The organism is Dactylosporangium sp. NPDC051485, from assembly GCF_040682015.1.
GTDB lineage: Bacteria > Actinomycetota > Actinomycetes > Mycobacteriales > Micromonosporaceae > Dactylosporangium.
Window position 1 is genome coordinate 1 of the sequence record NZ_JBFAZW010000107.1, and the last position, 13138, is coordinate 13138.

At 72.6% G+C, this 13138-nt stretch carries 13 protein-coding genes and 1 pseudogene; 13 read left to right on the top strand and 1 reads right to left on the bottom strand.

What is annotated here, in order from left to right:
• The 12 genes and pseudogenes from AB0M46_RS41075 to AB0M46_RS41130 form a co-directional block, all read left to right on the top strand.
• A pseudogene (locus AB0M46_RS41075) lies at positions 1–201 on the top strand (hypothetical protein); the annotation flags it as partial.
• Complete coding sequence (locus tag AB0M46_RS41080) at positions 198–1067, top strand: type II secretion system F family protein (RefSeq protein WP_363345306.1); 870 nt, start codon at positions 198–200, stop codon at positions 1065–1067. The pseudogene AB0M46_RS41075 and the gene AB0M46_RS41080, both read left to right, overlap by 4 nt.
• 304 nt (positions 1068–1371) lie before the next feature.
• On the top strand, positions 1372–1575 hold the full coding sequence (locus tag AB0M46_RS41085; protein ID WP_363345307.1) for a hypothetical protein: 204 nt from the start codon (positions 1372–1374) through the stop codon (positions 1573–1575).
• 11 nt (positions 1576–1586) lie between these two features.
• Entirely contained in the window at positions 1587–2045 is a 459-nt protein-coding gene (locus tag AB0M46_RS41090; protein WP_363345308.1) for a TadE/TadG family type IV pilus assembly protein, read from the top strand.
• Positions 2042–2617, top strand: a complete 576-nt coding sequence (locus tag AB0M46_RS41095) for a TadE/TadG family type IV pilus assembly protein (protein WP_363345309.1) — start codon at positions 2042–2044, stop codon at positions 2615–2617. Before AB0M46_RS41090 ends, AB0M46_RS41095 begins: the two co-directional genes overlap by 4 nt.
• A 235-nt stretch (positions 2618–2852) precedes the next feature.
• Positions 2853–3158: a hypothetical protein gene (locus tag AB0M46_RS41100; RefSeq protein WP_363345310.1), complete on the top strand. Its 306-nt coding sequence runs from the start codon at positions 2853–2855 to the stop codon at positions 3156–3158.
• On the top strand, positions 3155–3628 hold the full coding sequence (locus tag AB0M46_RS41105; RefSeq protein ID WP_363345311.1) for a hypothetical protein: 474 nt from the start codon (positions 3155–3157) through the stop codon (positions 3626–3628). Before AB0M46_RS41100 ends, AB0M46_RS41105 begins: the two co-directional genes overlap by 4 nt.
• 15 nt (positions 3629–3643) lie before the next feature.
• Positions 3644–7189, top strand: a complete 3546-nt coding sequence (locus AB0M46_RS41110) for a BTAD domain-containing putative transcriptional regulator (RefSeq protein ID WP_363345343.1) — start codon at positions 3644–3646, stop codon at positions 7187–7189.
• The gene (locus AB0M46_RS41115; RefSeq protein WP_363345312.1) at positions 7189–8853 is read left to right on the top strand and encodes a hypothetical protein; all 1665 of its coding nucleotides are present in this window, start codon (positions 7189–7191) and stop codon (positions 8851–8853) included. The genes AB0M46_RS41110 and AB0M46_RS41115 overlap by 1 nt, the downstream gene beginning before the upstream one ends.
• Before the next feature lie 433 nt (positions 8854–9286).
• Entirely contained in the window at positions 9287–9949 is a 663-nt protein-coding gene (locus AB0M46_RS41120) for a hypothetical protein (RefSeq protein WP_363345313.1), read from the top strand.
• Between the two features lie 161 nt (positions 9950–10110).
• Complete coding sequence (locus tag AB0M46_RS41125; RefSeq protein ID WP_363345314.1) at positions 10111–10437, top strand: hypothetical protein; 327 nt, start codon at positions 10111–10113, stop codon at positions 10435–10437.
• Positions 10424–11290 (top strand): phosphotransferase, encoded by an 867-nt coding sequence (locus AB0M46_RS41130; RefSeq protein ID WP_363345315.1) that lies wholly within the window; start codon positions 10424–10426, stop codon positions 11288–11290. Before AB0M46_RS41125 ends, AB0M46_RS41130 begins: the two co-directional genes overlap by 14 nt.
• Positions 11291–11521: 231 nt before the next feature.
• Here AB0M46_RS41130 and AB0M46_RS41135 read toward each other — a convergent pair whose 3' ends face one another.
• Complete coding sequence (locus AB0M46_RS41135; protein WP_363345316.1) at positions 11522–12160, bottom strand: hypothetical protein; 639 nt, start codon at positions 12158–12160, stop codon at positions 11522–11524.
• A 505-nt stretch (positions 12161–12665) separates the two neighbouring features.
• On the opposite strand from AB0M46_RS41135, the gene AB0M46_RS41140 reads away from it, so the two are divergent.
• Complete coding sequence (locus AB0M46_RS41140; RefSeq protein WP_363345317.1) at positions 12666–13067, top strand: hypothetical protein; 402 nt, start codon at positions 12666–12668, stop codon at positions 13065–13067.
• The last annotated feature ends 71 nt before the right edge of the window (positions 13068–13138 follow it).

Here is a 13138-nt window from a genome sequence, read left to right on the forward strand (position 1 = left end):
GCCGTCGTCCTGATCACCGTCGTCCTACTCATGATCTTCGCGTCGGCGTTCCTCGCCCCCTACGGCACCGCCGCCGGGCAGCTCGCCCTGGCCGTCCTCGGCATGCTGTTCGCCGCCGCCCTCGCGTGGATGGTGCGCACCGGCCGTGTCCCGGACCTGCCACGCATCCTGACCGGCACCGCACCGGAGGTGACACCGTGAACGGGCTCATCCTGGCCGGCGCTGGGACCGGTCTCGGCCTCGCGGTCCTCGTGTGGGCGCTGATCCCGGGCCGGCCGTCCCTGGCCACCGCGATCGCGACGCTGCGACAGCCGCCACCGGCTCCGCCGATCGGCCGCGCCAGGCTGCTGCACGGCGTGGCCGCGCCGCTGGCCCAGCTCGGGCTGCCCCGCCCGCAGGCCCGTAAGGACCTCGCCATCCTCGAGCGGGACCCGACCATCTACCTGGCCGGGCAGGTCGGCCTCGCCGCCCTCGGGCTGCTCGCCCCACCGGCGACCGTCGCCGCGCTCAACGCCCTCGGCGCCCACATCGGGTTCACCATCCCGCTGTGGCTCGGCCTGCTGCTCGGCGCCGGCGCGTTCGCCGTGTCCGAACTGTCGATCCGGGAGGAAGCCGAGCAGCGGCGGCTGCTGATGCGGCACACGCTCGCCGCGCTCCTCGACGTCGTGCCACCCGCCCTCGCCGCCGGCGCCGGCATCGAGCAGGCCCTCACCGACGCGTCCAGCATCGCCGAAGGGTGGGCCGCCCGCCGCATCCGCGACGCCCTCACCACCGCCCGCGTCGAACGGCGCCCGCTGTGGGAGCCGCTGCGTGAGCTCGGCGAGACGACCGGCGTCATCCAGCTCGAACAACTCGCCGGGACCCTGCAACTCGCCGCCGGGGAAGGCACCCGCATCCGCGACGCCCTGCTGCAACGCGGCGAGGCGCTCACCGAACGGCTCACCGCCGAACTGGAAGCCCACGCCGAGTCCGCGACCGAACGCATGAGCATCCCGCTCATGGCACTGACGTTCGTCTTCCTGCTCTTCCTCATCTATCCCGCGGTCGCGGTGATCGGAGGCCAGTAACTGAAGTTCCCCACACCACTTACCACGGTCCGCACCCGACGTCGGAGGGCTGCACAACATGGGCGTAGAGCGCACCTTGATGGTCATGATCGCGATCAGTGTGGTCTTCGAGATCTTCATCGGCGTTCAACTGATCCGGCTGCTGTGAACCACGGCAGCGTAAGGGTCTATCCACAGCCTTCACCAGGCACATCGAGCACTGTCCACAGCGTCATCCACAGCCGTGTCCACAACCTTCCGGACGGCCCGTCGACCGGGCCGACGTCCCCGGGCAGCCACGCACACCGAGCAAGGAGCCACGCACATGTCAGCACGCACCATCCGACCCGGCCTGACTGCCACCGCGGTGCGAGACCGCGCCGCGGAACTGCGGGCCAACCCAGATCGGGGCAGCCACGCCACCGAGTACGCCATCGGCATCGGGCTGGCCGCCGCCGTCATCATGGGCCTGTTCATCGCCTACCAGAACGGCATCGACGCCATCGTCGCCGCCTGGTTCTTCGGGTGAGGCACCATCCCATGCCCACCCGCACCCGCCCCGACCACCTGGACCGCCCAGGCCGCCCGGCCCGTCCGAGCGGCCCGGGCACCGGCCCGCGGCCTCGACGCCGGACGCACCGACGCCACAACGACCGCGGCGCGGTCACCGTGGAGTTCGCCCTCGCCGTGCCGCTGCTGGTGTTCATCGTGGTCGTCCTCACGCAGGTGTTCATGTGGGGTATGGGATACCTCGCCGCGCACGCCGCCGCCGACCACGCGGCCCAGACCACCCGCGTGGTCGGCGGCACCGCCGCGGCAGGCCAGACCGACGCCGAAGACCTCCTCGCCGGCCTCGGCGGCGACTTCATCGCCGACCGCACCGTCACTGTCACCCGCACCGCCCAGACCACCACCGTGCGGATCACCGGCCATGCCCGAGGCGTGCCCGTCCCGATCGTCGTCACCGTGCAACTGCCCACCGAGCGGTACACCACATGAGCAGCACACCGACCCAAACCCCGAACGCGGGCACACCCTCGACGTCGACCGCGGTGGCGGCCGGGCCGGCCGCCACCCGCGGCCGGCGCTGGCAGGCCACCGGCGACCGCGGGTCGATCTCGGTCGAACTCGCCCTGTCCGTGCCGCTGGTCGTGCTGCTGCTGTTCCTCGTCATCGGCGCGATCAACGTCTCCCGCTCCAACCTCGACGTACACGCCGCCGCCACCGCCGCCGCCCGCGCCGGCTCCATCGCCCGCACCCCCTCCGCCGCGACCGCCGCCGCCCGCGACGCCGCCACCGTCAACCTCGCCGGGCACTGCACGGCCGTCACCGTCACCGCCGACACCAGCCAGTTCCGCCGCGGCGGCCAGTTCACCGTCACCATCGGCTGCACCGTCACCACCCAACGTCTCACCGGTGTCGGACTGCCCGGCCAGCTGACCGTGACCGCCACCTCCACCAGCCCGCTCGACCGCTACCGCAGCGACGCAGCCGCCGCCATGAACCCGCCGACCCGGCAGGCCCTGCAGACACCGGCCGGCCCGAACCTGCGAGCGCGTGCGCCGTGGTGAACCCAGCGAGGGACTCGGGGTACAGCACCCGTCGCCGTGCCGAGCCTGGCGACGCCGACCAGGGCGGACGGCTCGTCGATGACCGTGCCGCTACCCCACGCATCGGCCCGCCCGACCTGGTCACCGTCTCGACCACGACCGCCGGCCTGCCCGGCAGCCATCAATGCCCACGAACGAGCTGTGGCAACGTCATCGGTGGCCGACCTGCCACCGCCCACCGCGAACGGAGGAGCCGATGAACACCCACCCCCAGCCGGCAGATGCCGGCCCGGCGGGCGGCGAGCCGGCAGACGACGACGCGGCAGCGTTCGCGGAGTTCGTCGCCCTGTTCGCCGCGGACCTCGACGATCCGGTGCTCGGTGAAGACGCCCGAGACTTCCTGTCCCTGCCGGTCGAGGAGCAGCGTGCCTACTTCGACTTCACCAACGCACTCGCCAACGCACGTCCGGACGTGCCCCGATCGGCACTGGTGATCAGTCTGCTGATCGTGGCCGCGCTGGCCACCGGCATGGTCCTCGTCGCGGTCGCGGTGCTGCGATGAACGACCGCCGGGCGTTCACCGCCGCAGCTGTACGGCTGCGTCCGCCGGCATCGCGGACCTCGGCCACGCGGCCTGAGGACGCCGGAGCGATCAGCGTCACGATGCTGTTCATCGGCATGGTCGTGGTCTTGTTCGTCGCCGCGCTCCTCGGCGGCGGTGCGCTGTTCGCGGCCCGCAGCACCGGATACGACCTGGCCCAGTCCGCTGCCCGGGCCGGCGCCCAGCAGATCGACACCGCCACCTACCGCGCCACCGGCGAGCTCCGCCTCGACCCGGCCAAGGCCGCCCAGGCCGCGAAACAGTTCCTCGCCGCGGCCGGCGCGACCGGCACCGTCGAGGTCACCGCCGCCCGGATCAGCGTGACCGCGACCAGCCGGCAGGCCACCCCGATGCTCGCCGCGTTCGGGTTCGACACCGTCACCGTCACCTCGACCGCACAGGCCACCCCCACCACCGGGCCACCAGCCTGACTTGGAGCGACCGTGATGCTCATGCACCGGCTCGGCCGGACCATCGTCCGCGCAACCAGCGCGCTGACCCTCCTCGCGCTGCTCGGCGGGCTACCGACCGCCCTGGTCACCTTCGCCGGCTGGCCGCTGCCGCGGAGCCTGCCCACCGACTGGGCCGGCTGGTCCGCCATCCTCACCGGCGGCTTCCCCGACACCGCCGTCGTCAACCTCCTCACCATCGCGCTGTGGCTGGTCTGGGCCGCGTTCTGCTACAGCCTCCTCGGCGAGCTCGTCGCCGCCCGCCGCGGCCGGCCCGCCCGCACCATCCGGGTCATCTCCCCGATGCAGGCCCTCGCCGCGCTGCTCATCGCCGGGCTCTCCGCCGCCCCCGCCGCAGCGTCTGTCGCGGTCATCGCCGCCCCCGCCCCCGCCGTCAGCCACGCCACCACCGCCGCGCCGGCCACGCTCACCGCCGCCCCAGCCACCGACCTGCCCTGGCTCACCGTCACCACCACGAGCACAGCCGGCGCAACGGGCACTGCCGGTGCGGTGACTGACATCGGTGCGGTCACCGCGCCGGTCGGCGGCCCGTTGACGGACCTGCCCCGCTTCGCCGCCGTCGCGTACACCGGCCCGCTCACCGTCAGCACCGCAGGTCAGCAGTACACCGTCACCGTGCAACGCGGCGACACCCTCTGGGAGATCGCCGAGACGTGGCTCGGCGACCCGCACAGGTGGACGGAGATCTACCAGCTCAACGCCGACCGCTACGACTCGACCGGCCGCATGCACGGCGGCGACCACATCGAACCCACCTGGGTCCTCATCCTGCCCGCTGACGCCACCCCACCGGCAGGCGCCCAACCTGCCGCCCCACCCGCCCAAGCCGACCCCGGCAACAGCGACGACGACCCGAGCCACACCCAGGGCCCAGGCCAGAATCCGCCGTCGACCACCGCACCTGCGACCACCGCACCTGCGACCACCGCACCTGCGACCACCGCACCTGCGACCACCGCACCTTCGACTGCCGCGCCCGGCACGAGCCAGCCGGCATCGAGTGCGCCGGATGACGGCGTCGTGGAGCCGCCGGTCGCCGCGAGCACGGGTGACACGGCGAGCAGTGCAAGTCCGGCCTCGTCCGGACCGGCATTGGACGCCACCGCCGGCGATACGACCGACGATTCGAGCTCGACGAACGAGCACGGCGGGGTGTCGCTGCTGTCCGGCAGCTGGGTCGATCTCGGGCTGGCCCTGGCCGTCATCGCCGCGGTCACGCTCATCTGGGCACACCGACGCCGCCGCTACACGCCCAGACCGCCGTCCGCGCAGCTGCGCCTCGACGACCCCGACCTCGCCCCGATGCCGCCGATGATCTCCCGCCTGCGCCACGGTCTGCGACGACCGGTCCCGGACCGCGACAACGTCCTCGGCTCGCTCCTCGACGACCAGGTGCCCGACGACACCGACAGCCTGCCCTTCCACGACGACGGCGACAGCTTCATCGATGCCGACGACGATGCCGACGACCCGGATACCGACGACACCGAGGACGACGGGCGGGCCGATGCAGGCGACGAGGACCGCACCGGTGAGCAGGACGCCGAGGACGACGGACCGGCGGATGAACTGCCGGTGCCGGTCGTGCCGGCGCTGACCAACCCGATCATCGCGGTGTGGCCGCCGGCGGGTCTCGGCCTCACCGGGCCCCGAGCCGAGGACGCGGCCCGGGGGTTCCTCGCCGCCGCCCTCGCCGCCGGCGCCGAAGACCCGCAGGCGCGCACCCACGTCGTGATGCCCTCCGCGACGGCGGCGACCCTGCTCGGCGCCGCCGCCGTCGACCTGCCCGGCACGCCGCGGCTGACGATCACCGGCGGCCTCGACGAGGCCCTGGAACTGCTCGAGGCACAGACCCTGCACCGCACCCGGCTGGTCTACCGGCACGAGGTCGACAGCATCACCCAACTGCGCGCCGCCGATCCCCTTGAGGAGCCGGTCGAACCGATCCTGCTCATCGCCGACGCCGCCGCCGGGCACGAACGGGCCCGCGTCGCGGCGCTGCTCGCCCAAGGCCAGCGCCTCGACATCCACGCCGTCGTGCTCGGCGCGTGGCCGGACGGCGACACCGTCGTCGTGGCCGCCGACGGCACGACAAGCCCCGCCGCCGGTGAACAGGCCCGCCACGGCGGGCACCCCGCCGACGTCGGCCGTCTCGCCGTGCTCACCCCGGCCGAAACCGCCGACCTGGTCACGCTGCTCGCCGAATCGCACACCGGCCGCGCCCCGACCCCAGCCCCGGCCGAGCGTCCCGGCCCGACCACCCCCGCCGGGCCGACCCGGTCCGAACCCGTCCCCACCGGCACCACAAGCCAGGACGACGCCGCACCCGTTGCGGTCCTAATCGTCGAGCACACCGGCACCGGTACTGCCGGTCCGCGCCCGACCGACATCCCGACCGGCATCCCGACCGGCATCCCGACCGACATCCCGACCGACATCCCGACCGCCATCCCGGTCGTCGAGACCGAGCAGGCGGCAACGCACCCCAACACCGATCGGGTCGGCGAACCGGAGGAACCGCCAGCGTCTGCCGAAGGACCACACCACACGCTGGAGACGAGCACCGACCAGGACGTACCGGCATCGGCCGGCGCCGAGCCGGCGGACACACCACTCTCCGGTTCGCCCGCCGACAGGGAACCCGACGGGCCCGACGAGGCGGTACCCGATCCGGCACCGGCCGGTGGCGAGGCGGTGCCGGCGATGGATGCGGGGGTGCGGGTCCTGGTGCTCGGGCCGCCGCGGATCGTCGACATGGACATGAGTAAGGGCGCCGCCCGCGCCAAGTCGGTCGAGCTGCTGGTCTACCTCGCCGTGCACGACGGACCGGTGCACTACGAACCGATCACCGACGACCTGCTGCCCGAGGCCCCCGCGAAGAAGGCACCCCACCGGCTGCACACCTACGTGTCAGCGCTACGGGACGTGCTGCGCCGCACCGGCGGCCCGACCGAGTACGTCCCGCGCAGCGGCGACCGGTACCAGCTCAACCGCGACGTGCTGGACCTCGACCTGTGGCGCATGCAGCAGGCACTGCGCGACGCCGAACAGAGCACCGACCCGGCAGTGCGGATCGCCGCCTGGCGGCATGCGGTCGGCCTCTACCGCGGTGACCTCGCCGCCGGCACCGACTACGAGTGGATCGAACCGTACCGGGAAGCCGTCCGCCAACAGGTCCTCGACGCCGTCCTGGCCCTCGCCGACGCCCTCACCGACGAACCCGCCGAGAGCCTGCCGATCCTCGCCGCCGCGCTGGAGCACAGCCCATACACCGAGGCGCTGTACGTGGCCGCGTTCCGCGCCCACGCCGCGCTCGGCGACATCGACGCCATCCGAGCCCTGCGCCGCACCCTGACCCGCCACCTCGCCGACATCGACACCGAACCCACCGAGGAGACCACCGCTCTGGCCGAACACCTCGTCGCCGAGCTGCAGACACCGCAGCGGCGGACCGCACCCCGCCCCGCACCCCGCCCCGCCGCCCGCCCCGCCGCCCGCCCCGACGAAGACGCCGCAGCCTGATGAGCGCATCCCTCGCCGACACCCGCCGCGCGGTCAACGGCGCCAACACCCTCACCGGACCGCTCGCACCCGTCCCGAACGGCGCCACAGCGCAGCGACCAGCAGCGGCCGACCCCACCGTCCGACCCGCGCCGGCCTCGATGACACCAACCGCCGCGACCAGGGCGGTAGCCGACACCGAGCTGGAGCGGGCGGTACGCCACGCCGGGTACCTGCGGCGCGGCTTCTACCTCGTCGTGCTCCTCGTCGCGCTCGCCGGGCAGGTCAGCGGCGCCGTCACCGCCCTGCACATCCCGCTGCTGTGGGCGGTCCCGGCCGTCGGCGCCCTCGAACTCGGCGGCGTCGTCGTCCTCGCCAACGCCGACGTGCGCCGCAGGCTCGGCGAGCACGCCATCGGCTCCCGCATCCTGTCAGCCGCGATCGCCGCCGGTGCCGTCGCGTTCAACTGGCTCGCCCACCAGGATCATCTCCTCGGCGGGTTCTTCGCCGGGATGTCCGCGCTGGGCTACCTCGTCTATGTCACCCACGCTGAGAACTCCCGCCGCGACCGGCTCCGCGCCCTCGGCGACCTGCCCCCGACCACCCCCGCCTACGAGCTCATCGGGCACTGGCTCCGGCACCCGTGGCTGACCCGCCGCGCCAGGTCCCTCGCCAAGACCGACCCGGACCTCGGGCTGTACGCGTCGCTCACCGCCGCCCGCAACGAGATCCGCACCGAACGACGCCAAGCGGCGATCGCCGCCGTCCTGCACCGCAAGATCCGCGCCGCGGTCGACCCGACCACCGCCGACATCGCCGTCGCCGTCTTCGACCTCGACATCATCGCCGGACGCCTCGCCGACGGCGCCGACTACGACGGCCTCACCGCCCTCATCGCCCACGACCTCGCCCCCGCCCGGCTAACCGTCCCGACACCCCACCACGCAGACCAGCACACCCCCTCCGCCCGTACCGTCAGCGCGCCGCCACCAGCACCACAGACCGACGCTCCCGCCGGCAGCCCCGACCGGCCACCGGGCGGCCCGCCGTCAGCCGTCACCGCCGACCACAGGACACCGGGAGAAGGACACGACGAGCGGCCGTCCGTGACAGGAAAGGCGACGCCGCCGACGCCGATGTCACCGGTGGCTGCGCCTGCGGTGCACCACCGCGACGACCGGCAGTCGCACGACCAACCGCCCGTCCCCAGTGCACTCGACACCGATGGGACCGTCGTCGCGGCCGATGTCCCGCTCGACGACACTGCGCCACCCGCACCCACAGCACCAGTGGCCGGGCCGTCCCCCAGGACGCCGATCCACGGCGGCCTGGCGCAGCAACCGGGCGAGGAGCGGCCCGAACCGCGAACCGGCACCGTCCGCCGGGACGGCGACGCCGCATCCGACGACGGTTCACGTCCCGACGCGGAGCAACGCACCCCTCCAGACCCCCGCAACGAAAGCCACGACGACCAGGACGACAGCGGAGACGGCGGCGACGGAGACGATGGAGACGATGGCGACGACGGAGACGAGGACACCGTGCCGCAGGAAACCGTCGCCGCGGTCGCGTACTGGTACCACCGACTGCCCGACCCGCATCCCCGCGACATCGCCGTCCGGATCGGGCGCTCCGAACGCACCGTCCGCCGGTACTGGCCCCAGAGCGACGACCTCGGCCAATGACCGGTAGCGGTCCGCGGACCATGTTCAGCGACGGCAGCACCCGGTGCTCCCGCCGTGCGCATCCCGGCACTGCCGGGACGAGAACGCCCAAGCCGGTGCACTGTACGGGCACGCGCCGCCGGGTCGGTGCGGCAACGACTTGCCCCGCCGGGCGAGGCGACGCTACGGTCGGGTCCATACCCGAATGGAGGGCAACCTCCGGTAGGGCGGTCCGGGACGTTCAGCTGTTTCCGTTACTCGCCTCTTGCCCATGTGGCAATGCCGTGCGGCAGTTCCCCGGGCCGGGTCCTGGAGCGTGCTCTGGCCGTCCTGCGGTCATTCACACCAGAGACCATCAGCGTCCACTGGGCGAGGCCACCGTCTGTGGCCTCGCCCAGCCGCGTGTCCCGCCCCATCCCGCGGCCAGTCTCACTGGCCCGGCCACGGCCAGCCGATGAACACTGTTGCGGTCGGGATCGTCATGCTGAGCGCGGTCACCGCCGCGCACCTTCCGGCTGTCGCGGACCGGTTGACGCGGCCCGGCGAACCGGCTGCCGCCCGGCGCGGCCTGCACCGATGGCTCTGCGCTGCCGTCGGCGGTCTGGGCGCCGCAGCACTATGCCGGCACCTGCCCGCCGCATCAGTCCCGGCGGTGCTGTCCATGACCGCATGGCTCGTGTTCCTGCAGGCCGGGATCCTGCTCACGCTGACCGACCTGGCCGTACGGCGGCTGCCCACACCCGTCATCACGGCCACCGCCGCGATCATCACCGCCCTGCAGGTGGCGGCAGCCGTCACCGCCGGCCGGCCGTGGACGCTCCTGGCCGGGCTCGCCGGCGCGGCCCTGTTCGGCGGCGGCTACCTCACCGTCGCCCTGCTCACCCCCGCCGGGATCGGCATGGGCGACGTCCGGCTCACCGCGCTCATCGGTGGTCTCACCGCCGCCACCGGCTGGGACACCGCCCTGGCCGCCGCCGCCCTGCCCTACCTGCTCGACCTGCCGTTCGCGATCCGCCACTGGCGGCACATCCGCCGCGACGGTGACCGCGACCATCACCTGCCCTTCGGACCGTTCCTCGCCGCCGGCGCGGTCATCGCGGCGCTGCTCCCGGCATGACCATCACCCGGGCCGGGCCGGGCCGGGCCGCCACGCACCGGCCCGCCGTACCCTGAACAGACCAACGTCCATACCGTCGGCGGTCCAGGATGCCGGCGGTTTCGGAGGCAAGCATGGCGCACCGTCGGCACCAGACAGTCCATCCACGAGACTTGCAGCGGGTGACGGTCGCGTCGGTCCGTGACACGCTGACCGCAGCTGGCGTGCGGTACCACCGGATCCGGTCGGTTCGTCCTGGAGTGGTCCGGGTGGAGGTCGCCGCAGCGACCGCGGCCAGGCGTCTGGCGGCGCAAGACGCGGTCCTCGCCGGGCTGGACGGCAAACGCACCGAGCAGTGGTGGCGTTCTTACGCGGTCGGCCGGGTCTATCCGTGGCGGCCGTGGTGCACCTGGGTCACCGTCAACGACCCGGGCCTGGACTGGTTCGACAGCACCGGCCGCGACTGCCTCACCGGACTCGGCGAACCGGATCGTCGTGACACCTGTTGACACCGTCGCCGCAGACCGCGCCGACCTGGACGAGCGGACCGCAGCCGCCGGCGTGCACTGCACCCGGATCGTGCACCACACCGACAAGGCGATCGTGGCCCTCGGCACCCGAGATGGGCTGCCGGTCGTCGCGAAGCTGCTCACCACCGCCGAGCCCTACTGGATCGCCCGCCGCGAACACGAACTGCAGATCTACCGCCGCTTCACCAACTCTCCGCCGCCGGTGCGCGCACCCAGGCTGATCTGGCACGACGACCGGCTCACCATCCTCAGCCACCTGCCCGGCGAACGGCTCGCCGATCACCGGCACCTCACCACCGACCCACCCGCCGACCACATCCAACGGCTGCTCGACACCCTCGAGCGCGTACGGCACTGGCAGCCGGAGCCCGAACTGCCGACCCTGATCGACTACCCGGCCCGCGCCGCCGCCGAATACGACGCCGAGCTGCTCGACCGCGACGACCGCACCATCCTCGAACGGCTGCTCGCCGCCACCGGCGGCGAGCTGGCGCCCGCACACGGCGACCCGCTGCCGGCCAACCTCCTCCTGGACGTCGACGCCTGCGCGCTCGTCGACTGGGAACACACCGGCCGGTACCTGCCCGGCTATGACCTGGCTGTGCTGTACACCAGCGCAGCTCACGCAAGCCCTGTCCTGGCTCACGCCATCATCGGCCGCGTCAACGCGGCCGGGACCAGCGCCGTCTTCGCGGTCAACGCCCTGCTGTTGAGCTGCCGAGAGATCCGGATGCACCGGGCACTGCCGTACGGGCCCGTCCGCACCGAACGGCTCGCAGCCCTTGCCGTCCACCACGAACGCGTCCGTACGCTGCTGCGGCACGCCGGCTGATCGGAAAATAGCCCGCCGGCCTCGTGGTTCGCCAGCTGTCCCGAACAGCCCAAGGGATTCCGCCAAGCTCGGTGTCGCCTACCTCCGCGTGACATAGGACGGACCGAGCTATCTGTCACCTTCCGCGGCGACAATTGTTCACGCGAGAACCGCCCGCCTCAGCAATCCGCGCATGCGGCCACGTGCCGGTGCGGGGGCGGGTTCCGTCAGGAGTCGGGTTCGTTGCCCGGCTCAGAGTACGGCGGCAGGGGCCTCGGGCGCAGGCGCGTCCTCACCTTCTTCAGGAAGCTCTTCCGCCACGTCATCCATCCCGGAAGGGGCAGGCGGCGGAGTCTGTTCGTACGCCTGCTCCTTGTACAACGGAAAGACCGGAAGGACGTCGACGTCAACGACACGCCCGAAGTGTTGGGCGGTCAACGCGGCCAGGTGGCGACTCGTCTCAACGTAGATCCTCGCGCAAGTGATGGCCCCGTGGATCACCAACGTGTGCCGGCCTGTCAGGGTCTCGCGTAGTACGGAGCTTGCCGGCCGAGCGGCTTGTCTCAGCGGCCCCGGCCAGTGCTCTGCTCGCCACCCGCTGGTGAGACCGTGCGTCAGCAGGTGCCGAACCTGCATCCACGCCTCGGCGTCCTGTTTCGCGGCTGTCCAGTCGAGGGATGCGGTTCGCCACCATGTGACACCGGGCCTGGGCGGCTGCCAGTAGTCCACGGAGAATCCCGATCCGATGCCGTGCTCTGGTACTCCGAGTTGGCTGACGACCAGCTTCTCGAAGGTAGCGACATCGGGATTGTTCAGGTTCCCGATCGCCTTCGCGACCTGCGCGAAACCTAAGCCTCGGATCATGGCCCCGACGGCGACGAACTCCTCCACGAACCCCTCGAACGCAGCAATGACGCCCAGCGCGATGGCCGGCGCCAGCGCGGCTGCGTCCCCAGCGTTCCCGCGCCTGCGTGGGTGCAGAGCCAGGAGACGCCGAGGGACGGTGAGCGCCCTGGCGAATCGGTTGACCGGATCCTGCAACGGCTCCGCGGGCCCTACCGATGCCATGCATGTTCTCCCGCGTCGTCCGGCAGGTAGCAGCCTGCATGAGGGGCCTGCCAGTACTGGACGGCCGCAACGGAGGTTACCCCGCTCCTCTTCGGTCATTGCCGTCGATGTCTCCCGGGCAGCTCAGGGCAGCCCGACGACCGTGGTGAACCTCCGCGCTGTCCCGGGGTGACACCTGTCGCGTGTCGCCGCAGCACCGGGCCTGGCACGACGGTCCACCGCCGATGGATCCCGACTTGATCGATCCGGCAAGGCACGCGTGGCTGTGGCCGTCAACCGGACCGCCGGGCGGTCGAACCGCGCCGGCATCGACGTCGAAGGAGTCACCATGACCGACGCTGTACCAGCCGACGACGGACCAGACCCAGCTCGCCCTGACGGGTGCGTCCTGAGCGTCCCGGCCGTCTGCGATCCCGATGACGCCGAGGTGGTGCCCGCCGCGTTGCGGCACCTGCGGGACGTCGCCCGCCACACCTGCCGCACCGTCGCCGTCAACGGGTTCTACCCGCCCGCCCTCGCGGTGGCGGTCATCGTCGACACCACGGCGGCGCTGGCCGAACTCGCCCACCAGGTCGCGCCCTACGTCGGGGACTTCTGGCCCTCCGCGGGCGCACGCGTCGCCGACGCGCAGGCCGCACTCGTCGAGGCGCGTGGCAACCTCGACGCGGCACGCCATCACGTCACGCTCGTGCCCGTCGCTGATCAGGATCTCGCTGCGGCGGCCGGGTAGCCACGGTCCCGCTCGGGCGGGTACCGCGCACCGTGGGACCCGCCCGGGCGGACGGCACGTTCGAGCGGTTG

Coding starts and splice junctions, on each gene's coding strand:
- AB0M46_RS41085 (WP_363345307.1), top strand. CDS start 1,372: ATGTCAGCACGCACCATCCGACCCGGCCTGACTGCCACCGCGGTGCGA.
- AB0M46_RS41090 (WP_363345308.1), top strand. CDS start 1,587: ATGCCCACCCGCACCCGCCCCGACCACCTGGACCGCCCAGGCCGCCCG.
- AB0M46_RS41095 (WP_363345309.1), top strand. CDS start 2,042: ATGAGCAGCACACCGACCCAAACCCCGAACGCGGGCACACCCTCGACG.
- AB0M46_RS41100 (WP_363345310.1), top strand. CDS start 2,853: ATGAACACCCACCCCCAGCCGGCAGATGCCGGCCCGGCGGGCGGCGAG.
- AB0M46_RS41105 (WP_363345311.1), top strand. CDS start 3,155: ATGAACGACCGCCGGGCGTTCACCGCCGCAGCTGTACGGCTGCGTCCG.
- AB0M46_RS41110 (WP_363345343.1), top strand. CDS start 3,644: ATGCTCATGCACCGGCTCGGCCGGACCATCGTCCGCGCAACCAGCGCG.
- AB0M46_RS41115 (WP_363345312.1), top strand. CDS start 7,189: ATGAGCGCATCCCTCGCCGACACCCGCCGCGCGGTCAACGGCGCCAAC.
- AB0M46_RS41120 (WP_363345313.1), top strand. CDS start 9,287: ATGAACACTGTTGCGGTCGGGATCGTCATGCTGAGCGCGGTCACCGCC.
- AB0M46_RS41140 (WP_363345317.1), top strand. CDS start 12,666: ATGACCGACGCTGTACCAGCCGACGACGGACCAGACCCAGCTCGCCCT.